General features: G+C 70.3%; 19 protein-coding genes, 2 tRNA genes and 1 pseudogene. 14 read left to right on the top strand and 8 right to left on the bottom strand.

What is annotated here, in order from left to right; all coding sequences use genetic code 11:
• Positions 1 to 18: 18 nt before the first annotated feature.
• Entirely contained in the window at positions 19 to 1,254 is a 1,236-nt protein-coding gene (locus tag OG329_RS12740; RefSeq protein WP_405794963.1) for a TOMM precursor leader peptide-binding protein, read from the bottom strand.
• 186 nt (positions 1,255 to 1,440) lie between these two features.
• On the opposite strand from OG329_RS12740, the gene OG329_RS12735 reads away from it, so the two are divergent.
• The 4 genes from OG329_RS12735 (at position 1,441) to OG329_RS12720 (ending at position 5,293) form a co-directional block, all read left to right on the top strand.
• Complete coding sequence (locus OG329_RS12735; RefSeq protein WP_405794962.1) at positions 1,441 to 2,064, top strand: M48 family metallopeptidase; 624 nt, start codon at positions 1,441 to 1,443, stop codon at positions 2,062 to 2,064.
• A gap of 113 nt (positions 2,065 to 2,177) precedes the next feature.
• Positions 2,178 to 3,818, top strand: coding sequence for a TerD family protein (locus OG329_RS12730; protein WP_405794960.1), 1,641 nt, complete (start codon positions 2,178 to 2,180; stop codon positions 3,816 to 3,818).
• A gap of 13 nt (positions 3,819 to 3,831) precedes the next feature.
• Positions 3,832 to 4,512 (top strand): AIM24 family protein, encoded by a 681-nt coding sequence (locus OG329_RS12725; protein WP_405794959.1) that lies wholly within the window; start codon positions 3,832 to 3,834, stop codon positions 4,510 to 4,512.
• A gap of 16 nt (positions 4,513 to 4,528) precedes the next feature.
• On the top strand, positions 4,529 to 5,293 hold the full coding sequence (locus tag OG329_RS12720) for an AIM24 family protein (RefSeq protein ID WP_405794957.1): 765 nt from the start codon (positions 4,529 to 4,531) through the stop codon (positions 5,291 to 5,293).
• A gap of 81 nt (positions 5,294 to 5,374) precedes the next feature.
• On the opposite strand, the gene OG329_RS12715 is transcribed toward OG329_RS12720, so the two are convergent.
• Both OG329_RS12715 and OG329_RS12710 read right to left on the bottom strand, forming a co-directional pair.
• The gene (locus tag OG329_RS12715) at positions 5,375 to 5,926 is read right to left on the bottom strand and encodes an NUDIX hydrolase (RefSeq protein WP_405794955.1); all 552 of its coding nucleotides are present in this window, start codon (positions 5,924 to 5,926) and stop codon (positions 5,375 to 5,377) included.
• Positions 5,923 to 7,419, bottom strand: coding sequence for a zinc-dependent metalloprotease (locus OG329_RS12710; protein ID WP_405794954.1), 1,497 nt, complete (start codon positions 7,417 to 7,419; stop codon positions 5,923 to 5,925). The genes OG329_RS12715 and OG329_RS12710 overlap by 4 nt, the downstream gene beginning before the upstream one ends.
• A 193-nt stretch (positions 7,420 to 7,612) precedes the next feature.
• Here OG329_RS12710 and OG329_RS12705 point away from each other — a divergent pair, with 193 nt between their 5' ends.
• The 4 genes from OG329_RS12705 (at position 7,613) to OG329_RS12690 (ending at position 10,807) form a co-directional block, all read left to right on the top strand.
• A complete protein-coding gene (locus OG329_RS12705) occupies positions 7,613 to 8,725 on the top strand; it encodes an SDR family oxidoreductase (protein WP_405794952.1) in 1,113 nt (370 codons plus the stop codon).
• A gap of 143 nt (positions 8,726 to 8,868) precedes the next feature.
• Positions 8,869 to 9,330: a molybdenum cofactor biosynthesis protein MoaE gene (locus tag OG329_RS12700; protein ID WP_405794950.1), complete on the top strand. Its 462-nt coding sequence runs from the start codon at positions 8,869 to 8,871 to the stop codon at positions 9,328 to 9,330.
• A gap of 141 nt (positions 9,331 to 9,471) precedes the next feature.
• On the top strand, positions 9,472 to 9,645 hold the full coding sequence (locus tag OG329_RS12695; protein WP_405794949.1) for a hypothetical protein: 174 nt from the start codon (positions 9,472 to 9,474) through the stop codon (positions 9,643 to 9,645).
• 70 nt (positions 9,646 to 9,715) lie between these two features.
• Complete coding sequence (locus OG329_RS12690) at positions 9,716 to 10,807, top strand: PDZ domain-containing protein (RefSeq protein ID WP_405794948.1); 1,092 nt, start codon at positions 9,716 to 9,718, stop codon at positions 10,805 to 10,807.
• Between the two features lie 114 nt (positions 10,808 to 10,921).
• Here OG329_RS12690 and OG329_RS12685 read toward each other — a convergent pair whose 3' ends face one another.
• Positions 10,922 to 11,518 carry a PPA1309 family protein gene (locus tag OG329_RS12685; protein ID WP_405794947.1) on the bottom strand — a complete coding sequence of 199 codons (597 nt, stop codon included), beginning with the start codon at positions 11,516 to 11,518 and terminating at the stop codon, positions 10,922 to 10,924.
• Between the two features lie 159 nt (positions 11,519 to 11,677).
• On the opposite strand from OG329_RS12685, the gene OG329_RS12680 reads away from it, so the two are divergent.
• From OG329_RS12680 to OG329_RS12665, 4 genes are all read left to right on the top strand, one after another.
• The gene (locus OG329_RS12680; protein ID WP_405801796.1) at positions 11,678 to 14,605 is read left to right on the top strand and encodes a UPF0182 family protein; all 2,928 of its coding nucleotides are present in this window, start codon (positions 11,678 to 11,680) and stop codon (positions 14,603 to 14,605) included.
• Positions 14,606 to 14,647: 42 nt separating this feature from the next.
• A tRNA-Met gene (locus OG329_RS12675) sits at positions 14,648 to 14,721 on the top strand.
• A gap of 237 nt (positions 14,722 to 14,958) precedes the next feature.
• A complete protein-coding gene (locus OG329_RS12670; RefSeq protein WP_405794945.1) occupies positions 14,959 to 16,947 on the top strand; it encodes a tetratricopeptide repeat protein in 1,989 nt (662 codons plus the stop codon).
• A 111-nt stretch (positions 16,948 to 17,058) separates the two neighbouring features.
• A tRNA-Met gene (locus OG329_RS12665) sits at positions 17,059 to 17,132 on the top strand.
• A gap of 107 nt (positions 17,133 to 17,239) precedes the next feature.
• Here OG329_RS12665 and OG329_RS12660 read toward each other — a convergent pair.
• The gene (locus OG329_RS12660) at positions 17,240 to 17,656 is read right to left on the bottom strand and encodes a Fur family transcriptional regulator (protein ID WP_405794943.1); all 417 of its coding nucleotides are present in this window, start codon (positions 17,654 to 17,656) and stop codon (positions 17,240 to 17,242) included.
• A gap of 148 nt (positions 17,657 to 17,804) precedes the next feature.
• Between OG329_RS12660 and OG329_RS12655 the strand changes: the two genes are divergently transcribed.
• The gene (locus tag OG329_RS12655) at positions 17,805 to 19,256 is read left to right on the top strand and encodes a catalase (protein ID WP_405794941.1); all 1,452 of its coding nucleotides are present in this window, start codon (positions 17,805 to 17,807) and stop codon (positions 19,254 to 19,256) included.
• 94 nt (positions 19,257 to 19,350) lie between these two features.
• Here OG329_RS12655 and OG329_RS12650 read toward each other — a convergent pair whose 3' ends face one another.
• Together OG329_RS12650 and hisN are read right to left on the bottom strand one after the other, a co-directional pair.
• Positions 19,351 to 19,752, bottom strand: a complete 402-nt coding sequence (locus OG329_RS12650) for a cyclic nucleotide-binding/CBS domain-containing protein (protein ID WP_405794940.1) — start codon at positions 19,750 to 19,752, stop codon at positions 19,351 to 19,353.
• Between the two features lie 439 nt (positions 19,753 to 20,191).
• Positions 20,192 to 20,992, bottom strand: a complete 801-nt coding sequence (gene hisN / locus OG329_RS12645) for a histidinol-phosphatase (RefSeq protein WP_405794939.1) — start codon at positions 20,990 to 20,992, stop codon at positions 20,192 to 20,194.
• Between the two features lie 146 nt (positions 20,993 to 21,138).
• On the opposite strand from hisN, the pseudogene OG329_RS12640 reads away from it, so the two are divergent.
• A pseudogene (locus tag OG329_RS12640) lies at positions 21,139 to 21,600 on the top strand (TetR/AcrR family transcriptional regulator); the annotation flags it as partial.
• A 394-nt stretch (positions 21,601 to 21,994) separates the two neighbouring features.
• On the opposite strand, the gene OG329_RS12635 reads toward OG329_RS12640, so the two are convergent.
• Positions 21,995 to 22,321: a multidrug efflux SMR transporter gene (locus OG329_RS12635; protein WP_078079487.1), complete on the bottom strand. Its 327-nt coding sequence runs from the start codon at positions 22,319 to 22,321 to the stop codon at positions 21,995 to 21,997.
• Between the last annotated feature and the right edge of the window lie 57 nt (positions 22,322 to 22,378).

Here is a 22,378-nt window from a genome sequence, read left to right as displayed (position 1 = left end):
CCGAGCCGCGTACGGCGGTTATCCCACCATTGTGTCGTGCGGCGCGCCTGGCACGGTCATGCCCTCTCCCTCCAGTTCTCCGGCGGCCCCGCAGGGGCAGGCCGGATGCGGCACGATCCGCTCCGAACGCCAGTCGAGCAGGGGCTGCGTGATCTCCCAGCGCGCACCGGTGCTCGCCGGCAGCTCCCCGTCCAGGAAGGACAGCGCGTGGGCGGCGGCGAGACCGGCCACGGTGGTGGCGAGCCCCAGGTCACAGGCCGGAGTCACCGACGCCCGGCGCCCCGACCGCCACTGCGCCAGCATGAGCGGCCACCCCGGTTCCCGCCCGATCCGCTCCTCGGCGAGGCACCCCGCGCACGCTGTGCCGCCGGGCAGCACCAGCGGCCCCACCACGCCCGTGGCCTCGACAACTCCCGCGTAAAGATGGGGAATCCCGGTGGCGATCCAGCGCTCGGCGGACGCCGGATCAGGGGCGTAGGCCGCGAGTCCGTCCCGTGGGGCGACGATCACCAGCGACAGCCCCGCCCCGCCACCGCCTACCCTCGCCGCCCGCTCGTCGGCGCGCTCGGGCCGCTCGATCGTCTGCCCGCCCGCCGGCACGTCGTCGCAGACTGCCATGCCATTCGCATCGTCCGCACCCTGCGTCGCTCTGACGGATCGGCTCGGCGCCGAGCGCCGCACCAGATGCCGGGCCGCCACATCCCTGCGCTCACCGACCGACTCCGCGGGCAGCCCGCCCGGCGCCACGTCCCACGCCTGTGCGAGCCCGCTGTCCAGCACATCCACCCGTCCCACCCCGGCGGCCGAGAGCGCCGAGGCGACCGCCGCACCGACGCGACCCGCCCCGCGCACCTGGACGCGCATGGTGCGCCGGGCCGCCAGCCGCTCCATCGCCGCCCCCGGCTCCCGGTGAATGACGGACAGCGACGCCAGATCCGCCCGCAGCCTGTCCAGCTCGACCTTTCGATTCCGTAACGCTTCGGCGGCCCGCCCGCCCGCCGTGCTGTCGTCCAGCAGCCCGGCCGCCGCGAGCCGGTCCACCAGCGCGTCCGCCTTGCCGTCCGGCAGCCCCATGGTCCGCGCCTCCTCCCGCAGCAGCGGAAGCCCCCGCGTGCCGTCGAGCAGATCGAGGAAACTGCCCGTGGCCGTATCAACAGGCCCCACCACCACCGCGTGCGCAGGCGTGATTCCGAACTGAACCGTCTGCCGCTCCCGCCAAGCCCGGCGCAGCGCGGGCTTCACCATTGGATGCATATTCGTCTCCCCCGTGATGCCTGTCGTGCGATCGGATTCCAGAATGCAGGGAACCGGTGAGAGGTGCGGAGAGTTATCCACAGGCGTGGGGAATTAGTCGTTCGAATGACGGGTGTATGGAGTGGATCAAGATCGAAAGGCCCCCGCGACGGGACTTCTCCCACTGACAGCGGGTAACGTCGAGACGTGTCCGCCGACCCTTCCCCTCGCGTTGCGGGGGAATCCCCACCACACAGCGCCGGAAGCGAAGAGCGCGGCGTGACCGGCCGCCCGCAGCGCGGCCCGGCGACGAGCGCTGTCGAAGTCCGCAGGAGCGCTCGGCGCAACAGGACGGTCTCGGCCTACCGCGAGGGCGACCGCACCATCGTGCTCATCCCGGCCCGGATGTCGGAGGCCGAGGAGCGGCGCTGGGTGACGGTGATGCTCGACAAGCTCGCCGCCCAGGAGAGCAAGCGCATCCTCGGCGACGGCGATCTGACCGAGCGCGCCAACCGGCTCTCCGCGCAGTATTTCGACGGCCGCGCCCGCCCCGCGTCGGTCCGGTGGGTCACCAACCAGAACACCCGCTGGGGCTCCTGCACCCCGGCCGAGGGCAGTATCCGTCTGTCGCACCGGCTCCAGGGCATGCCCGAGTACGTCGTCGACTACGTGCTCGTGCACGAGCTCGCCCACCTGCTCGTCCCGGGGCACGGCCCGCGCTTCTGGAAGCTGCTGGAGGCCTACCCCCGCACCGAACGCGCCCGTGGCTACCTCGAAGGTGTCGCCGCCGCCGAGCGGCTGCCGCATCTGCCCGCAGCCCCCGGCGAGTGACGTCGCTTCCTCGGTGATCGTGTACCGAATCTGTACCGGCTTGGCCCGATCCGGGAGTTAACCGTTAGCCTGACGCGACGTGTTCAGCTCGGGATGGGGGACGGTCGTTACGCATGGCCAGGGAATTCCAACGCGGCCACAAGGCCAAGATCAGTGACCTCACGCCGGGGACGGATCTGTACGTAGGTGTGCAGATCGCGGCACCCGGCTTGACGTTCGACATCAGTTGTTTCGGCCTCGACGCCAATGAACAGCTCTCGGACGACCGGTATTTCATCTTCTTCAATCAGCCGAAGTCTCCCGAGGAATCCGTCCAGTTGCTGGGCGCGCAGTCGGGGGACACCGAGTCATTCCGCGTCACGCTCGACCGCATTCCCGCGAACATCCACCGGCTCTCCTTCACCGCCACCATCGACGGTGCCGGACAGATGTCGCAGGTGGGCCCCGGATACATCCGGATAGTCGCGGGCGGCGAAGAAGTCGTCCGATACGCGTTCAACGGATCCGAGTTCAGCACCGAGCGCGCGGTGATGCTCGGCGACTTCTATCTGAAGGACGTCTGGCGGTTCGCCGCGGTCGGCCAGGGCTTCGACGGCGGTCTCGACGCGCTGCTCAAGAACTTCGGCGGCGAAGTCGCCGAGGAGGAACCGGCCGCCGCCCAACCGCCCGCCGGTGGAGCCGCGCCGGGGTTCGCCCCGCCGCCCGGCGGCCCCGCGCCCGCACCGTCCTTCGGAGCCCCCGCCGCGCCGCAAGTCCCGCAGCCCGCACCGTCGTTCGGTGCACCGCCGCAGGCCCCGGCCCCGGCACCCGCTCCGCACCCGATGCACGGCGCGCCGACCGTCGCCGCGCCGATGGCACCGCCGCCCGCGCCGTCGCCGTACGCGCAGCCGCCAGGCCAGCCGCAGGCGCCGCAGCAGCCTCAGTTCGGCCAGATCCCCGGCCAGGCTCCGGGCCAGATGCCCGGCCAGTTCCCGGGTCAGGGGCAGCCACCCGGCGCACCCTCCCCGTACGGGCAGCCGGCGCCGTCTCCGTACGGAGGCCACCCCCAGGGGGCACCGCCCCCCGGCATGCCCCAACCGGTCCAACAGGCCGGCGCGGGGCTCCAGGCGGCGCTCCAGCCGTACCGCGAGGCGGCCACCGGCCAGCGCTGGACCCCGCAGAACCAGCAGCTCATGCGGGTCGACCTCGCCATGGGCGGCGACGCCGTCCTCGCCCGTCAGGGCAGCATGGTCATGTACCAGGGCAAGATCGACTTCAGCGCCAAGAGTGCCGGTTTCGCGGGCCGTATCGTCGGCAACGCGACCGGGCAGGAAATGCAACTCATGCGCTGTACCGGCCGCGGCCAGGTGTTCCTCGCCGAGGAGGGCTCGCATCTGCACCAGATCGAACTCCAGGGTGACGGAATCTGCGTCTCCGCGGAGAACGTCCTGGCCTTCGACGAGTCCCTTCAGTACGAGGTCCGTCGTATCGAGGGACACGGCATCCCCGGCGGAGCCCTGTTCACCATGCAGTTCCAGGGCACCGGCACCGTCGTCGTGAAGACCCACGGTGTCCCCGTCGTCCTGCCGGTCACGCCCACGACCTTCGCCGACTGCAACGCCGTCGTCGCCTGGTCCGCCGCGTCCCAGGTGATCCTCTCCAGCCAGGTCCGGCTGCGCCGCAACGCGTATCCCGGGCACAGCGGGGAGACCGTGAATCTCCAGTTCCGGGGCGCTCCCGGGAACTTCATCGTCGTCCAGCCGTACGAGGTCTGAGGGAGCCCGGCACATGAACCAGCAACTCGCGGGCTTCGCCCCGACCCCCGTCACGGCCCGGATGGAGAATCACGGCCGCACCATGCTCAAGGTCGCCATGACCACCGGGCAGGACCTCTACGCGCGCACCGGCTCGATGGTCGCGTACGAGGGCTTCGTGCAGTACGAGCCCAATCCCCCCGCCGTGCGTCAGGCCGCCGCCCAGTGGGTGACGGGCGAAGGCGCACCGATCATGAAGTGCGCCGGAGACGGCCTGCTCTACCTCGCCGACTACGGCGCCGACGTCGTCGTCATCAACCTCAACAACGACTCGCTCTCGGTCAACGGCACCAACCTCCTCGCCTTCGACGCACACCTCCAGTGGGGCGTCGAGAAGGTGAAGGGGCTGGCGAAGTTCGCCGGACAGGGCCTGTGGAACGTCACGATCGCCGGGACCGGCTGGGTCGCGCTGACCTCGCGCGGCACGCCGATCGTCGTCGACTGCGGCCGTGGCGAGGACGAGACGTACGTCGACCCCGACGCCCTCGTCGCCTGGTCACCCGCGCTCAAGGTGAAGGGCAAGCGGAGCTTCAAGGCATCGTCACTGATCGGGCGCGGCAGCGGAGAGGCGTACCAGATGGCGTTCTCGGGCCAGGGCCTCGTCGTCGTACAACCGAGCGAGGACAGCACCGACCGCCTGCGGATCCGCGGCTGAGGGGGAGGAGAACATCATGCAGAGCTCGCTTTTCGGACTCGCGGAGACGCAGTCCCAGGACCGCTATGTCGTGCAGAACCCGCAACTGCTGCGGGTGGCGCTCACCGGCCAGGACGACGTCCTCGCCCGTAAGGGCGCGATGGTCGCCTACCAGGGCCTTGTCGACTTCGACGGCGAGTACCAGTCCCCGGGCCAGCGGCGCGCAAGGGCGAACACCGGTGAAGGTCTCGACCTGATGCGCTGCTCGGGTCAGGGCACGGTCTACTTCGCCAACCTCGCGCAGTACGTGCACCTCGTGGACGTCGACCAGGAGGGCATGACCGTCGACAGCGCCTATGTCCTGGCGCTCGACTCCACGCTGCGCACCGAGGTCATCGCCGTGGACAGCCAGTACGGCATCTCGGGCTCCGGCAAGTACCAGCTCAACATCTCGGGCCGGGGCAAGGTCGCCCTGATGACGTCCGGGCAGCCGCTGATGATGCAGGTGACGCCCGACAAGTACGTCAACGTCGACGCCGACGCGATCGTGGCGTGGTCCTCCGGGCTGCGGGTGCAGATGCAGGCGCAGACACACTCCTCGAACATACGGCGACGGCGCGGCAACACGGGCGAGGGCTGGGAGCTGAGCTTCCTCGGCCAGGGCTTCGCGCTCGTGCAGCCCAGTGAGGTCATGCCGCCGCAGAACGCGGACATCGGGCAGGGCGTGCGTGCGCAGTTCGGCGCGGGTCAGCAGGGCGCCCACGCACAGAACCAGAACAACGTCTGGAACAACGGCCGCTGAGGCCGGTTCTGCCGTCACTCAGGGGCGGTCTCCTCGGAGGCCGCCCCTGACCCGTACCGTTCTTCGTCCGCTACGTCGGCCTCAGCCGCGCACCCGCGCGGACAGCGCGGCGCGCGTGCGGTCCAGGAGCCGTACGACCGACCCGTCGGCGACCGCCGCCACCTCGTCGTAGCCGAACCAGCGCAGATCCAGCGACTCCTCGCTGATCTCCGCCACCGCGCCGACCGGCGCCACCGCCACGTACTGGACATCCAGATGCCAGTGGCAGGGCGCCGGGATGGCGTGCCTGTCGAGCTGTACGGGTCCGCCCGGCAGCAGTGTCAGTCCCCGGATCCCGGACTCCTCCGTGGCCTCGCGCAGCGCAGCGGCGGCGAGCGAGGTGTCCTGGGGCTCGCAGTGCCCGCCCATCTGGAGCCACAGCCCCAGCTTCTTGTGAAGGGTCAGCAGGATCCGGCGGCGCTCCGCGTCGATCACCAGCGCGCTCGCCGTGACATGCCCGGCCCCACAGGATTTCCACATCCCGTCCGGACGGGCCGCCAGATGCTCCAGATAGATCCGGCGCAGTTCCTTCTGGCCGTCGTCCCGATCGTCGTACGTCTCCAGTACGCGGACGGTGTCGTCGTGCAGACTCACTTGGCGCTGTCGTCCTTGCCCTGGTCGTCGCCCTTGCCCTCGTCGCCCTTGTCGCCCTTGTCGCCCTCGTCGTCAGGGCTGGTGTCCTTCTCCAGCTTCGGCTTGCCGCCCGCGGCCTCGCCCAGCATCTTGTCCAGCTCGGAGAAGTCCGCGTGCTCGTGGTGCACGAAGCCGTCCGGGTCGTCCAGGTCCGAGGCCGTCGGCAGCATGTCCGGGTGCTCCCAGAGCCCGTCGCGGCCGTCCACGCCCCGCGCGTCCGTGAGCGAGGCCCAGAGCCTGGAGGCGTCCCGCAGCCGCCTGGGGCGCAACTGAAGGCCGATGAGGGTGGCGAAGGTCTGTTCGGCCGGGCCGCCCGACGCGCGGCGCCTGCGCAGCGTCTCGCGCAGCGCGTCCGCCGACGTCAGCCGGGTCTTGGCGGCCTCGTGCACCACCGCGTCCACCCAGCCCTCGACCAGCGCCAGCGCGGTCTCCAGACGGGCCAGGGCGGCCTTCTGCTCAACCGTGTCCTCGGGCTGGAACATGCCCTGCTGGAGCGCTTCCTGAAGCTGCTCGGGGTTCGACGGGTCGAGCTGGCTGACGGCGTCCTCCAGCTTGGACGAGTCGACCTTGATGCCGCGCGCGTAGCCCTCGACGGCGCCGAACAGATGCGACCGCAGCCACGGCACATGGGCGAAGAGACGCTGGTGGGCGGCCTCGCGCAGGGCCAGATACAGCCGCACCTCGTCCCGGGGGACACCGAGGTCCTTACCGAAGGCCGCGATGTTCAGCGGGAGCAGCGCGGCCTTGCCGGCCGGGCCCAGCGGCAGTCCGATGTCGGTTGAACCGACCACCTCGCCCGCCAGCACGCCCACGGCCTGCCCGATCTGCTGGCCGAACATGGCGCCTCCCATGGAGCGCATCATGCCGATCAGCGGGCCCGCCATGGCCTGCATCTCCTCGGGCAGCACGTCGCTCATCGCGGCGCCCACCCGCTCGGCCACCGGGTCGACGAGCTGCTGCCACGCGGGGAGGGTCGCCTCGACCCACTCGGCACGGCTCCACGCCACGGTCGAGCCCGAGCCGGACGGCAGGGACGTCACGGCGTCCAGCCACACATCGGCCAGCCGCACGGCCTCCTCGACCGCGATCCGCTCGCCGGGGCTCACGCTGGCGTCCTTCGTGCCGTCCGGTGTGCCCTGCGAGACCTGCCGGCGGGCGATCTGCTTGGCCATGTCCCAGTTCACGGGACCGCCCTCGTAGCTGAGCATCTGGCCGAGCTGCTGGAAGGCCGCGCCCAGGTCGTTCGGGTTCATCGACCCGAACATCGCGGCGAACGGGTTGTCCCCGCCCGCCCCGGGACCGCCCGGACCACCGGGCAGGCCGAACCCCGAGAAGGGGTTGCCCCCTCCCTGACCGCCGGCACCCTGACCACCTCCGGCGGGGTCGTTCTTCTTGCCGTCGCCGTCCTCTGGCTCCTCCGGCGGAAGGCCGAATCCGAATGGTGTGTCACTCACGGGTTTCCTCGGCTCGTTGGGCCGCCGGCTTTCCGGCCGGCGGCGACTGCCCGACAACACCACCCAGCGTAGACATCCCGGCCCGCATCCGGGCTCGGTGCTTCGCCAACGCCTGGCCTGCGGCAGGATGGACGCCACCTGGTACGTACGTGTCATACACGTCCGTACTGAAGACAACCGCTGGAGACGCCCGGTGAGTTCCCCAGATCCGCAGGTTCGCGCAGCGCGAAACCGCTCAACCCCGACCCCGCCACGCGGCCCCGTCGTCGCGGTCACCGGAGCCGCCTCGGGCGTCGGAGACCTGCTCACGCGGCGTCTCGCGGCCTCGGAGGAGATCAAGCAGGTCGTCGCCATCGACGAGCGGCGCGGGGAGGTGACCGAGGCGCAGTGGCACATCCTGGACGTACGGGACCCGGCCATCGCCGAGAAGCTGCGCGGCGCGGACGTGGTGGTCCATCTGGCGCTCGATCTGGACCTGGAGCGGGATGCCGCGGCCCGTACGGCGTACAACGTACGCGGCACCCAGACCGTGCTCACCGCCGCCGCTGCCGCCGGGGTGCACCGGGTGGTGCTGTGCACCTCGGCCATGGTCTACGGAGCGCTGCCCGACAACGACATTCCGCTGTCGGAGGACGCCGAGCTGCGCGCGACGGCGGAGGCCACGGGCGTCGGCGATCTGCTGGAGATCGAACGGCTCGGCCGCCGCGCGCCCCGCGCGCACCCCGGTCTGAATGTCACGGTCGTACGGCCCGCCGTCCTCGTCGGCGGCACGGACACCGCCCTGACCCGCTACTTCGAGTCGCCCCGGCTGCTGGTCGTGGCGGGCTCCCGCCCCACCTGGCAGTTCTGCCATGTCGACGACCTGGTCAGCGCCCTGGAGTACGCCGCGCTGGAGAAGGTCGAAGGCGAGTTCGCGGTCGGCTGCGACGGCTGGCTCGAACAGGAGGAGATCGAGGAGCTGAGCGGCATCCGCCGCATGGAGCTGCCGTCGGCGGTCGCCCTGGGCGCCGCCGCGCGGCTGCACCGGATCGGCCTCACCCCGTCCCCGGCCGGTGACCTCGCCTACACGATGCACCCCTGGGTGGTCAGCGTCAGCCGTCTCCACGACGCCGGCTGGCGGCCCCGGTGGACCAACGAGGAAGTCCTCGGCGCGCTCCTCGAAGAGGTGGAGGGCCGGCACACCGTCGCGGGCCGGCGCCTCGGCCGTAAGGACGCCACGGCGGCCGGTGCGGCCGGTGCGACGGTCGCCCTGCTCGGCGCGGCGGCGGTGGTACGCCGCGCCCGTAAGGCGCGCCGACGCCTCTAGGGCGTGTCGTGCCGGTGGCCACGCCCGGTGGGTCCTCGCTCTCCGTAGGAGGCCGCGCCGCGGGACACTGCGAGCCGGGCTGCCCGATCGCCGGTCGCACGCGCCATTACGTAATGCCGGTGCCGTACGGCACGATGGAGCGCATGGCACGCATCGAGACGCACCCGGGCGAGGGGGCGGCACCCGACCCCGTCCGGCTGCTGGCGATCCGCGAGACCCCGCTGTCCGTGGACGAGATCTTCCAGGCCGTCGGGGACGACGCGGCCGGAGGCACCGCCCTGTTCGTCGGCACGGTCCGCAATCACGACGGGGGCGCCGACGTGGACACCCTCGGGTACTCCTGCCACCCGTCCGCCGAGGCCGAGCTGCGCCGGGTGGCCGAGAAGGTGGCCGCCGACTTCCCCGTCCGCGCACTGGCGGCCGTCCACCGTGTGGGTGACCTCGCCGTCGGAGATCTGGCGGTCGTCGTCGCCGTCTCCTGCCCGCACCGCGCGGAGGCGTTCGAAGCCTGCCGCAGACTGATCGACGACCTCAAGCACGAGGTGCCGATCTGGAAGCACCAGACCTTCTCGGACGGTACGGAGGAATGGGTCGGCGCCTGCTGACGCCACTGTCCGACCGCCCCGTCGCCGTCTGTTCCCATGTGGCCCGATTTGCGTAACCGCACCCCTGGCCGGAGCGTTGAAGCAGCAGATGACTAATCTGCTGATCAGTCGGTTTGCACACACATGGGTAAGGAGGTCGGAATGGCCGCGCTTGCCTGGTTGCTGATTCCGCTCTTCGCCGCGGTCGGCGCGGCGATATGGGGAAGCTGGGCCTCAAGGAACCGAACCACCGGAGACATAGCCGAACTCGCCGGCTACGCACGCTTCCGGGACGCGATGTCGAAGTCCCACCCCGGTACGACGGACGCCGCCTGAGGCGCCCAAGTCGCCCCGTACGGACCGGCCCCGAGGGTGCACTGACAGACCCTTCCCGTACTGTCGTTCCATGCCACGCCGCACCGCGACGATGCTCGCCTCCACCCTCGTCCTCATCGCGCTGCTCTGCGCGGGAGTGTTCATCCCCGTCCCGTACGCCGAGATGAGTCCCGGCCCCACGGTGAACACGCTCGGCGACGCGAATGGCGAGCCGGTGCTGCACATCGCCGGTCGAAAGACCTATCCGACGACGGGTCATCTCAATATGACGACCGTCAGGGTCACCGGCGCGGATTACAAGATGAATGTGGTCGAGGCGGTCTACGGCTGGCTGTCGCACGACAACATCGTGGTGCCGCACAACACGCTCTATCCGGACGGCAAGACGGAGGAGCAGTCCACGCAGGAGAATGCCGAGGAGTTCAGCCAGTCCCAGGAGAGCGCGAAGGTCGCGGCCCTGAAAGAGGAGAACATCCCCGTCACGTCACGGGTCGTCGTCGCCGCGGTCGTCAAGGACAGCCCCTCCGACGGGACGTTGCACGCCGGTGACGTCATCAAGGCCGTGGACGGCAAGACCGTCGAGGCGCCGCCGGACGTCGCGGAGATCGTCACCAAGCACAAGCCCGGCGAGGACGTCGTCTTCACGATCATCCCGGCCAAGGTCGCCGAGGCGGCCGAGAAAGCCGGCAAGGAGCCCGAGGGCAGCGAGAAGGTCACGGTCACGACGGTGAAGTCGGACGAGGGTGACGACCGGGCCATCGTCGGGATCCAGGCCGGGACGGACCACACGTTTCCGTTCGAGATCGACATCAAGCTGGCCGACGTGGGCGGACCGAGCGCCGGGCTGATGTTCGCGCTCGGCATCGTCGACAAGATCACGCCCGGCGATCTGACCGGCGGCAAGTTCGTCGCCGGCACCGGCACGATCGACGACAACGGGAAGGTCGGCCCGATCGGCGGTATCGGGATGAAGCTCGTCGGCGCGCGGGACGCCGGGGCGCGGTACTTCCTGACGCCGGACGAGAACTGCGCCGCCGCGGCCTCCGACATCCCGGAGGGTCTGACCCTGGTGCGGGTGAAGAACATCGAGGACGCGACGGCCTCTTTGAAGAAGATCAAGAGCGGGGACCCGGCGGGCCTGCCGAGCTGTTCCACGAGCTGAGCGCGGTCCGTCCCTGTCGGATCCGCCCGGCGGGCGAATTGGCCCCGAGCGCCGGGCGGGCCGGCTACGGGCGCCGGGCGGACCGGCCGCGCGGGCCCGTCCGGCGCTCGGGCGTTACGCCTCGAACGTGGCCGACAGAGCCTCCGCGAGGCCCGGCACCAGACCGGCGCCGGTCAGTACCTGCGTCGGTGAGTCCTTCTCGCGCAGCCGCAGCGCCGAGTCCCGCGTCCCGTCCCGCAGGACGGCGACCGTCATCCTTACCTCCTGACGGTCCGGGTGGGCGGCGACCCAGTCCACGAGCGCGGACTCGTCGAGCCCTTCGGGCACGGCCGCCTCGGCGGACGGCGGCAGCATCAGCCGCTCCACCGTGATCGCGCAGCCCGCGACCGCGCCGGGCCAGGCGATCGTGGCGAGGAATTCGTCGAGCGGGGTGCCCGCGGGGATCTCGTCCTGCTCGACGGGCGTGAGCGGGGCGGGTGTCGAGCCGTCGTCGAGACCGAGCTGGGTGGCCAGCTCCGGTTCGTCGGAGCGAAGTCGGGCCGTGTCGACGAGCGCGAACAGCCTGGCCGGCTGGTCCCAGCCCAGGCCGGAGGCGTATTCGTCGATCTCCAGCACCGCTCTGGTGATGGGGGTCGAGGCGACCGGACCCGACGCCGAGTTCGGCTGATCGGACGAGGACGCTGCGGAAGAGGAGGAGGAAAGGTTGGACATGGCCAACATCCTGCCTCCTTCGGACCCCCGTGCGGGAACTAGGTAAAGCCTCAGTAAGTTGCATGGGTGGGGCCTACGCTCGCTTGGACCCCCTTACAGACGCTGATTTAGCTGCTTCACACGACCGCGAACTTCGAGGTGCGCACGTTGGCTTTCCAGATGCCGGACCGCGGCGGAGGCCCGACCGGGCCACGGATCAGAGTGGGCCGGCCGTCCAGACGTGCCCGGACCCTGCTCATGACACTGGGCATCCTGGCCGTCCTGGCCATGCTGTTCGTCATGTTCGCGGGGTTCTGGACCGACTGGCTCTGGTATCGCTCGGTGAAATACTCGTCCGTTTTCACCACCACCCTCTGGACCAAGATCGGTTTGTTCGCGGTCTTCGGTCTGCTGATGGCGGCGGCCGTCGGCGTGAACATCTGGCTGGCGCACCGGCTGCGTCCGCCGCTGAGCGCGATGTCGATGGAGCAACAGAGCCTCGACCGTTACCGGATGGGTATCGCCCCGTACAAGAAGTGGGTGCTGCTCGGGATCACCACCCTGGTGGCGCTGATCGCCGGAGCGTCCGCGGCCGGTCAGTGGCGCACCTGGCTGATGTGGGTCAACGGGGTGTCCTTCGGGCAGAAGGACCCGCAGTTCGGGCTGGACGTGAGTTTCTACGCGTTCGACCTGCCCTGGTACCGCTTCATGCTGGGCTTCGGTTTCGCCGCCGTCGTCCTGGCGCTGATCGCCGCCGCGCTGACGCACTATCTGTACGGAGGGCTGCGCGTCACCAGCCCCGGCGCGCGCGCGACGGGCGCGGCCACCGGTCATCTCTCGGTGCTGCTCGGTGTGTTCGTCTCGCTCAAGGCCGTGGCGTACTGGCTCGACCGGTACGGCCTCGCGGTCAAGTCGAGTGACTTCAAGGCCACCGGCAACTGGACGGGTCTGCGGTACGTCGACGCCAACGCCTATCTGCCGGCGAAGACGATCCTGTTCTGCATCGCCGCCATCTGCGCCGTGCTGTTCTTCGCGACGCTCTGGCGCCGCACCTGGCAGCTCCCGGTGATCGGCTTCGGTCTGATGGTCCTGTCCGCCATCCTCATCGGCGGCCTCTACCCGGCGATCGTGCAGAAATTCCAGGTCCAGCCGAACGAGCAGGCCAAGGAAGCGCCGTACATCGAGAAGAACATCGATGCCACGCGCGCCGCGTACGGCATCGACGAGGCCCAGGTGACGGACTACTCGGGCAAGGCCGATCCCGACAAGAAGGCGCAGCAGCGTGAGGCGGCCGACTCCGCCGCCAGCTACCGGCTGGTCGACCCCAACGTCGTCTCGCCCGCCTTCCAGCAGCTCCAGCAGGAACGCAAGTACTACCAGTTCCCGGACACGCTGGACGTCGACCGCTACGAGGGCGCGGACGGCAAGCCGCAGGACACCGTCATCGGTCTGCGCGAGCTGAACATCGCCGGTATCCCCGAGCGCAACTGGATCAACGACCACTTCACCTACACCCATGGGTACGGAGCGATCACGTCCAAGGGCGAGGCGACGGTCTCCGACGAGAACGACGGCACGATCGGCGCGCCCGACTTCACCGAGTCCGGCCTGCCGACCACCGGTGACCTGCCCGAGTACGAGCAGCGGATCTACTACGGCGAGAAGACCCAGCAGTACTCGATCGTGGGCGGCCCGCAGAAGGAGCTCGACTACGAGAAGAACGGTGAGAAGACCACCAGTTACAAGGGCGACAGCGGTGTCGATCTCTCCAACCCGGTGAACCGCGCGGCCTACGCCGTGGCGTTCAGCGAGCCGCAGATGCTCTACTCGGGCGCCATCGGCGAAGGTTCGCGGATCCTGTACAACCGCACGCCGAAGGAGCGCGTCGAGGCGGTCGCACCCTGGCTGACCATCGACGGCGACGCCTACCCGGCCGTGGTCGACGGCAAGATCAAGTGGATCGTCGACGCGTACACCACGACGAACGGCTATCCGTACGCCTCCCGTACGACGCTGGGCGACACCACGGCGGACTCGCTGACCAACAACCAGCGCGCGGTCGTCGCGCAGGAGAACCAGGTCAACTACATCCGCAACTCGGTGAAGGCCACCGTCGACGCGTACGACGGCTCGGTCAGCCTGTACCAGTGGGACACCGAGGACCCGGTCCTCAAGACCTGGATGAAGGCTTTCCCGAACACGGTGAAGCCGAAGTCGGAGATCAAGCCGGACCTGCTGGCCCACCTGCGGTACCCGCAGGACATGTTCAAGGTCCAGCGTGAACTGCTCACCCGCTACCACGTCGAGGACGCCGCCCAGTTCTACAGCGGCTCCGACGCCTGGCAGGTGCCCGACGACCCGACGAACAAGGACAACAGTGCGGTCCCGCCGTACTACCTGAGTCTGAAGATGCCGGGGCAGTCGTCCCAGAAGTTCTCGCTGACGACGACCTTCACACCCAACGGACGTCCAAACCTAGGGGCGTTCATGGCGGTCGACGCCGACGCCAACAGCAAGGACTACGGCACGATCAGAGTCCTGAGAGTGACCTCCACGGTCCAAGGGCCACAACAGGTGCAGAGCGAGTTGAACGGCGTGCCCGAAGTGGCCACGTTCGTCCGGGACATGAGAGGCACCGACTCCGACATCGAGTACGGCAATCTCCTGACCGTGCCGCTCGACGGGGGCTTCCTCTACATCGAGCCGGTGTACGCCCGAGGTGGCAGCGCCAACTATCCGCTGCTGAAGAAGGTGGCCGTCTCCTACGGAGGCAAGCCGGTCTTCAAGGACAGTCTGTCCGAGGCGCTGAACGCGGTGTTCGGTGTCGACGGCGCCGAGCCACCACCGGAGACGACACCGCCACCGGGGGACGGCGACACGACGCCGCCGCCCGCCACCGGTGACGCCGCGCTGGAGAAGGCCATCGCCGACGCCCAGAAGGCGTACACGGACGGTGAGGCCGCCCTGGCGAAGCAGGACTGGGAGGCGTACGGGAAGGCCCAGGAGGACCTTCAGGACGCCCTGGAGCGCGCGGCCGAGGCGGAGAAGAAGGCGCCGCCACCGGCCAAGACCGAGCCACCGGCCGGCGGGAGCGACGACAAGACCTGATCAGCAACCACCCCGCGTCGTGGTACGGTTGAGAAACAACGACGCGGGGTGGAGCAGCTCGGTAGCTCGCTGGGCTCATAACCCAGAGGTCGCAGGTTCAAATCCTGTCCCCGCTACTTACCAGTCAAAGGCCCGGATCCGATCAGGATCCGGGCCTTTGCTGCGCGTTGTGATGTCCTCGTACCTGTTCGTGGCCGGTCCGTGACCGTGTGTCCGGTGAAGTGGGCGGTGAGAGTGGCGAGTTGGGCGCCCAGGCGTTTGAGTTGTCTCTCTGTGGGCATGTCGACAAAACGCTGAAGTGACCTTGGTGGCCGCGATATACCAGGTGTACGCGGGTAACAGGTGGTGCGACGATGGATTTTATGGGGGACAGGGCAACTCTGTTGGAGACAGGGCGGTTTGTACAGGGACGGGCGGACAGTGCCGCCGACGCCGAGAATGTCACGGGCGCGACCGGTGCCACGGCTGCCGGTGGCCCCACGGAGAGCGCCGACGCCGAGACGGAGGCGCGCCACCGGCGGGCCGCCGACACGGGCGACGTCGCGTCGATGAGCGTGCTCGGCGCGCTGCTGCTGCGCCGCGGCGATCTCGACGCCGCCGAGAACTACCTGCGCGCCGCGACCGCCGAGGGCGACCGCGCCGCGGCCAACAACCTGGGCGTCCTCCTCCACCAGCGCGGTTACACCGAAGAGGCGTCGGGCTGGTGGCGCGTCGCCGCCGTCGCCGGTTCGGCCGCCGCCGCGCACGCGCTCGGCCGGCACTACCGCGAGCAGGGCGACGAGCCCGCCGCCGAGTACTGGCTGCGGCTGTCCGCGGAGCAGGGGCACGCGCTGGGCGCCTACGCGCTCGCCGACCTGCTGGAGCACCGCAGCGACGTCGGTTCGGAGCGCTGGCTGCGGGCCGCCGCCGAGCAGGGGCACCGGGAGGGCTCGTACCGCCTCGCACGCGCGCTGGAGCGGCGGGCGCGGCAGGCCGCGCGGACCGGCAACACCGTCCGCGCGGTGATCACGGGCAAGCGCGACGGTACGGGCGCGGGCGCGGGCCCCGGCGTGCGCGAGGCGCGCGTCGGCGTCGGCGTCGGCGTCGGCCCCGACGGCGCGGGCCCCGGAGCCGAGGCCGACGCCGGGCAGTCGCTCCTCGCCGAGGCCGCCCAGTGGTACCGGCAGGCAGCCGCCCGCGGGCACCGCCGCGCCGCGCTGCACCTGGGCGCGATCCTGGAGAGCCGCGGTGAGTTGAAGGAGGCCGGGCGCTGGTATCTGACGTCCGCCAAGGACGGCGAGGCGCGGGCCGCCTGCGCCCTCGGCTTCCTGCTGCGCGACGCCGGTGACGAGGAGAGCGCCGCCGTGTGGTGGCTGCGGGCCGCGCAGGACGGCGACGGCAACGCCGCCAACGCGCTCGGCGCGCTGCACGCCGCGCGCGGCGAGCAGCAGACCGCCGAACGCTGGTACCGCGCCGCGATGGACGCGGGCGACGTCAACGGGGCGTACAACCTCGGGCTGCTCTGCGCGGCCCAGGACCGTACGGCGCAGGCCGAGCAGTGGTACCGGCGGGCCGCGTACGCGGGCCACCGCGAGGCGGCCAACGCCCTTGCCGTCCTGCTGCTCCAGGCCGGTGACCCGACCGGCGCCGAGCCGTGGTTCTCCAAGGCGGCCGAGGCGGGCAGCGTCGACGCGGCGTTCAACCTGGGCATCCTGTACGCGGGCCGTGACGACGACCGTACGGCCCTGGTCTGGTACGAGCGGGCCGCGGCGGCCGGGCACACCGAAGCGGCCCTCCAGGTGGGCATCGCGTGCCTCAGGGACGGCGACGAGCAGGCCGCGGAGCGGCATCTGCGGTGCGCGGCCGGTGGCGGCAGCGCGGAGGCGGCCTTCCGGCTGGCGACCGTGCTGGACGCGCGGCAGCCACCGCCGAGCGCGCCGGCGCTCGGTGAGACACAGCCGGAGAAGACCGAGTGCGAGCAGTGGTACGAGCGCGCGGCCGAGCACGGTCACCGGCGCGCCCAGGTGCGGGTGGGGATGCTCGCCGCGGGCCGCGGCGACATGACGGACGCGGCGCGCTGGTACCGGGAGGCGGCGGAGGCGGGCAGCCGCAACGGCGCCTTCAACCTGGGGCTGCTGCTCGCCCGCGAGGGCAGCGAGCGGGAGGCGGCGCTGTGGTGGTCCCGCGCGGCACAGGCGGGCCACGGGCGCGCTGCGCTGCGCCTCGCGCTGCTCGCGGCCCGGCGCGGGGAGCTGACCGAGGGGCAGCGCTGGTGCGCCCGCGCGGTCGAGTTGGGGCCGTCCGAGGTTACGGAGCGGGCCGCGCGGCTGCGCGAGGCGCTGCATCAGGAGCTGACCGCGTGAGCGGCGGTCGCCGTCGGGCGACCGCCGCCGGCTGCCCCGACCACCCGCTTGTCCGCGCCGAAACAGGGATTTGCGCTGGTCGACGGGGTCACGTAATGTCGAGTTCACCGACGCGGGGTGGAGCAGCTCGGTAGCTCGCTGGGCTCATAACCCAGAGGTCGCAGGTTCAAATCCTGTCCCCGCTACTGAAGAAGGACGAAGGCCCGGATCCGATACAGGATCCGGGCCTTCGTCGTACTCCGAAGCGGTTCGGGGCGGATGCGAGGCGACTGGTCCGCCCGGCCCAACGGGCTCAGGCTTGGGCGCAGTTGGGGCAGGTGCCCCGGTACGTCACTTCCACGTCCGAGATCGCGAAGCCGAAGCGCTCGGTCGCGGGCAGGTCGGCCAGCAGATCGCCCAGCGGGTGCACGTCGCGGATCGTGCCGCACTGCGCACAGACCAGGTGGTGGTGGGGCCGGTGGGCGTTCGGGTCGTACCGCTTGGCGCGCCGGTCGGTGGAGACCTCGATGACCTCGCCGAGCGACACCATCTCGCCCAGCGTGTTGTACACCGTCGCCCTGGAGATCTCGGGCAGCCGGGCGACCGCCCGTGCGTGCACCTCGTCCGCGGTGAGGTGCACGTGGTCCCCGTCAAGGACCTCGGCCACCACACGGCGCTGGGCGGTCATCCGCCAGCCGCGTTCGCGAAGTCGTTCCAACAGGTCACTCATGAGAGTCAGCTTAACAGTGAGGGCGCCCAGATCCTGAATGAGTGTGGAGTTGGATCCTTACTTGACTTAGACAAAGTCCATCGTAGGATCGGTGACAGGCAAACGCCGAGTGACAGGTTCAACAGCAGGTATGACGCAGGAGGCGCACGTGACGCAGGGACCGCTTACTACGGAGGCCGGTGCGCCGGTCGCCGACAACCAGAACAGCGAGACGGCGGGCGCCGGCGGTCCGGTTCTGGTTCAGGATCAGGCTCTTCTTGAGAAGCTGGCCCACTTCAACCGCGAGCGCATCCCGGAGCGCATCGTGCACGCCCGCGGCGCCGGGGCGTACGGCACCTTCACGCTCACCCACGACGTATCGCGGTGGACGCGTGCCAAGTTCCTCTCCGAGGTCGGCAAGCAGACCGAGACGTTCCTGCGGTTCTCCACCGTCGCCGGAAACCTCGGCTCGGCCGACGCTGTGCGCGACCCGCGCGGCTTCGCGCTGAAGTTCTATACCGAGGAGGGCAATTACGACCTCGTCGGCAACAACACCCCGGTGTTCTTCATCAAGGACGGGATCAAGTTCCCCGACTTCATCCACACCCAGAAGCGCGACCCGTACACGGGCAGCCAGGAGGCTGACAACGTATGGGACTTCTGGGGTCTGAGCCCCGAGTCGACGCACCAGGTCACCTGGCTGTTCGGCGACCGCGGCATCCCCGCGACGCTGCGCCACATGAACGGGTACGGCTCGCACACCTACCAGTGGAACAACGAGGCCGGCGAGGTCTTCTGGGTCAAGTACCACTTCAAGACCGATCAGGGCATCAAGAACCTCACCTCCGCCGAGGCCGCCGTACTCGCCGGCGCCGACCCGGACAGCCACCAGCGCGACCTGCGTGAGTCCATCGAGCGCGGTGACTTCCCGTCCTGGACGGTGCAGATCCAGGTCATGCCGGCCTCGGACGCCGCCACCTACCGCTTCAACCCGTTCGACCTGACCAAGGTCTGGCCGCACGAGGACTACCCGCCGATCGAGATCGGCAAGCTGGAGCTCAACCGCAACCCGGAGAACATCTTCGCCGAGGTCGAGCAGTCGATCTTCAGCCCGGCGCACTTCGTGCCCGGCATCGGCCCGTCGCCCGACAAGATGCTCCAGGGCCGTCTCTTCGCGTACGGCGACGCCCACCGCTACCGCGTCGGCGTCAACGCCGACCATCTGCCGGTGAACCGTCCGCACGCCACCGAGGCGCGCACGAACAGCCGTGACGGCTTCCTGTACGACGGCCGCCACAAGGGCGCCAAGAACTACGAGCCGAACAGCTTCGGCGGCCCGTACCAGACGGACAAGCCCCTCTGGCAGCCCGTAGCGGTCGCCGGTGTCACCGGCGAGAGCGCGGCCCCCAGCCATGCCGAGGACAACGACTTCGTGCAGGCCGGAAACCTCTACCGGCTGATGTCGCAGGACGAGAAGGGCCGGCTGGTCGACAACCTCGCCCAGTTCATCGCCCAGGTCTCGCGCGACGACATCGCCGAGCGAGCGGTCAACAACTTCCGTCAGGCGGACGGAGACTTCGGCAAGCGGCTCGACACCGCGGTCCAGGCCCTGCGCGGCTGACGGCCCTCGCCGATGAGGTGGTGGAAGCCGGGTTCCGGGACGGATCCGGCTTCCATCACCGCCCCGCGATATCTCTCGGCCACTGCGGGGCCTGTCAGCCGGTCAGGGCCGACGGGCGCCGCCTGACCGGGGCCCAGCAGCGGATGATGTCGCGTACGGAGACGATGCCGACCGGCTCCCGGTCGTCGCAGACGATCAGATGACGGAAGCCGCCGTGTGTCATCGCCTCGGCCGCCTCCTCCAAGGTCCAGATCGGCGACGCGTACACGACATCGGTGGTCGTGTGCGTGCCGGCGAGCTCCACCTCGGGATTCTGCCCGGCGCCGATCGAGATCAGGATGTCACGCTCGGTGATGATCCCGAGCCCGCTGGTATCGGTGTCCAGGACGACGGCGGCGCCGACCCGGCGTGCCGCCATCAACTGCGCGGACTGGCGGAGTGTGTGGGTGGGCCCGATGGTGAGGACCACCGTGCTCATGGCGTCACGGACGAGCATGGATGGAGCCACCTCCTCGGTGAACCGGTCCCTGTGCTGGAGAACGGATTCACAAGTTCACAAGTGGGGGGACTCTCAGAGTGACACCGACACGGTGAGTCAACAAGGGGGCGGACGGAGCGAGCCGCCCGGCGCGCGATGATCAGAACCGCACGCCCCTGGAGTCCCAAGGGTTCCCGCGTCCCCCGAATGGCCGAGCGCCCGGTGAAAAAGTTTGCCGGGTGTCCGGTCGCGCACGGGACTTCTGTACAGCCGGGACGCCGTGAGCGGTCCAAGACGGCCGGGTGTGAGCACCCTGGCGAGTGAGCCGAAGGGGCGCGTCGGTGTCGAAAGGGAGAGCGCGCACAGGCCCCGAGGAACGAGGGGCCGAGCACGGTCGACCGTCGACGCCGACTCAAGGCGCCCCGGAGGCGAACCGAGCCCCAAAAGAGAAAAGGCGTCAGTAGCGCTGGTTCAGATAGCCGAGCAGCTCCTCGTGGAGCACTCCGTTCGACGCCGCCGCGTTGCCGCTGTGCGGCCCCGTACGCCCGTCCAGGCCCGTGAACTGCCCGCCCGCCTCCTGGACGATCACCGAGGGCGCCGCCATGTCCCACAGGGACAGCTCCGGCTCGGCGCACATGTCCACCGAGCCCTCGGCGACCATCATGTACGGCCAGAAATCGCCGTATCCGCGCGTACGCCAGCAGGCCCGGGCCAGATCCAGGAACCCGTCGAGGCGCCCCTGTTCCTCCCAGCCCTTCAGCGAGGCGTGCGCGAACGACGCGTCCTGGATGCGCGACACCTTCGACACGCGCAGCCGCGTCGCCGACGAGAGGCTGCGGCCCGAGTACGCGCCGCCGCCCTTCGCCGCCCACCAGCGGCGCGCCAGCGCGGGCGCCGACACCACGCCGACCACCGGCTCGTAGCCGCCCTCGCCCGCCACCATCAGCGAGATCAGCGTCGCCCAGACGGGGACGCCGCGTACGTAGTTCTTGGTGCCGTCGATCGGGTCGATCACCCAGCGGCGCGGGCCGGTGCCCTCGATGCCGTACTCCTCACCGAGGACGGCGTCCCGGGGCCGCGCGCGCTGGAGATTGCCGCGGATCAGCTCCTCGGCCGACTTGTCGGCCTCACTCACCGGGGTCATGTCCGGTTTGGTCTCCACCTTCAGGTCGAGGGCCTTGAACCGGTCCATCGTCGCGGCGTCGGCGGCGTCCGCGAGGACATGGGCGAGTCGCAGATCATCGTGGTAATCGGGCATGGTCGTCACAGTATCGACAGCGTCCAAGATCGGGCTACGGGCCGATGACCGGCCACCGGGGGAGCCGGACCCGCCCCCCGTCCTCTTGACAGCGCGCGAGGCTGCGTCAACTCTGAGTGCGGAGCCGAACGGCCCGGGAGGCACCGATGCCTACAGCGCGCGAAGCCCTACTCAACGCCGCTCTTTCGGCGCTCACGGACCAGTCCTGGTCCGCCGTAAGGATGGTCGACGTCGCGTCGGCCGCCGGGGTCTCGCGGCAGACCCTTTACAACGAGTTCGGCAGCAAGGACGGTCTTGCCCGCGCTCTCGTACGGCGCGAGGCCGATCTGTATCTGTACGGAGTCGAGCGGCTGCTGGCCGAGCCGGCGGACGCGGTGGACCGGCTGGTGTCGGTGGCCGAGTGGACGGTGTCCGAGGCGCGCTCCAGGCCCCTGCTGCGGGCCCTTCTCACCGACGGCTGGACCGAACGCACCCCGGCGCCCCGCCCCGTACGCCCGGCGGCGCCCGCGGGCGGCGCGCCCGCCCAGCGCCGCGCGGACGCCGGGCCGCCCGCGCCGGCGGATCTGGTGGCGGCGGTACGGAACAGGGCCGTGGCCGCGCTGGACCCGGGGCGGCCGGACCGCCGGGGTGGCCGCACGGACCGGCTCCGGGGTGACCAGCCCCGTACGGAGCCGCTGGTCGTGCACGCGGGACGGGTGCGGCGGGCGCGCGTCGAGCAGGCGAGGGCGGACCAGGCACGTGCCGAGCAGGCGCGCGCCGAACAGGGACGCGCCGAGCAGGGCCGTACCGAGCAGGGCCGTACCGAGCAGGGCCGTACGCCTGCGCTCCGCAGACCCGAGCGGGCCCCCGAGCCCGCCCCCCTCCGTACGAAGGACGAGTCCGCCGAGCTGGCCTTCCGCTGCGAGCTGGCCGTACGCCTCGCTCTCGCGCATGTCGTCGCCCCCGACTCGGAGCCGGTCGGCCGACTGGTCCGCGCGGCCGTCGCCGGACCGATCGCGGCCGTCAGTGCTGGGACGAGCCCGAGAGCTGGAGGCCGATGACCCCGATGATGACCAGCGAGATCGAGACAATCTTCAGCGTGGAGACCAGGTCGTCCAGGAAGATCATCCCGTAGATCGCCGTACCGGCCGCGCCGATGCCCGTCCACACCGCGTACGCCGGTCCGACGTCGAGCTTCTTGAGAGACAGGGTCAGCAGACCGAAGCTGGCCAGCGCGAAGACCGCGAAGGCGATCGTCGGCCAGAGCCGGGTGAATCCGTGGGAGAGCTTGAGACAGACGGCGAAGCCCGTCTCGAGCAGTCCTGCGACCACGACCAGCAGCCACGCCATCGTCTGTGCCCTCCCGCATCGCTGACCGCGTCATCTTCCGCGCCGTCTTCCGAGCCC

The sequence above is a fragment of the Streptomyces sp. NBC_01506 genome, from assembly GCF_045040295.1.
In the GTDB taxonomy this organism is placed as follows: domain Bacteria; phylum Actinomycetota; class Actinomycetes; order Streptomycetales; family Streptomycetaceae; genus Streptomyces.
The sequence above is the reverse complement of the archived record's forward strand: the minus strand, read 5'-3'. Positions and strand labels throughout refer to the sequence as shown.

Excerpts from the sequence above, each read along its gene's own strand:
- OG329_RS12680 (WP_405801796.1), top strand. The coding sequence starts at position 11,678 with ATGCCGGACCGCGGCGGAGGCCCGACCGGGCCACGGATCAGAGTGGGC.
- OG329_RS12730 (WP_405794960.1), top strand. The coding sequence starts at position 2,178 with ATGGCCAGGGAATTCCAACGCGGCCACAAGGCCAAGATCAGTGACCTC.
- OG329_RS12635 (WP_078079487.1), bottom strand. The coding sequence starts at position 22,321 with ATGGCGTGGCTGCTGGTCGTGGTCGCAGGACTGCTCGAGACGGGCTTC.
- OG329_RS12700 (WP_405794950.1), top strand. The coding sequence starts at position 8,869 with ATGGCACGCATCGAGACGCACCCGGGCGAGGGGGCGGCACCCGACCCC.
- OG329_RS12740 (WP_405794963.1), bottom strand. The coding sequence starts at position 1,254 with ATGCATCCAATGGTGAAGCCCGCGCTGCGCCGGGCTTGGCGGGAGCGG.
- OG329_RS12695 (WP_405794949.1), top strand. The coding sequence starts at position 9,472 with ATGGCCGCGCTTGCCTGGTTGCTGATTCCGCTCTTCGCCGCGGTCGGC.
- OG329_RS12720 (WP_405794957.1), top strand. The coding sequence starts at position 4,529 with ATGCAGAGCTCGCTTTTCGGACTCGCGGAGACGCAGTCCCAGGACCGC.
- OG329_RS12660 (WP_405794943.1), bottom strand. The coding sequence starts at position 17,656 with ATGAGTGACCTGTTGGAACGACTTCGCGAACGCGGCTGGCGGATGACC.
- OG329_RS12650 (WP_405794940.1), bottom strand. The coding sequence starts at position 19,752 with ATGCTCGTCCGTGACGCCATGAGCACGGTGGTCCTCACCATCGGGCCC.
- OG329_RS12725 (WP_405794959.1), top strand. The coding sequence starts at position 3,832 with ATGAACCAGCAACTCGCGGGCTTCGCCCCGACCCCCGTCACGGCCCGG.
- OG329_RS12670 (WP_405794945.1), top strand. The coding sequence starts at position 14,959 with ATGGATTTTATGGGGGACAGGGCAACTCTGTTGGAGACAGGGCGGTTT.
- OG329_RS12690 (WP_405794948.1), top strand. The coding sequence starts at position 9,716 with ATGCCACGCCGCACCGCGACGATGCTCGCCTCCACCCTCGTCCTCATC.
- hisN (WP_405794939.1), bottom strand. The coding sequence starts at position 20,992 with ATGCCCGATTACCACGATGATCTGCGACTCGCCCATGTCCTCGCGGAC.
- OG329_RS12685 (WP_405794947.1), bottom strand. The coding sequence starts at position 11,518 with ATGTCCAACCTTTCCTCCTCCTCTTCCGCAGCGTCCTCGTCCGATCAG.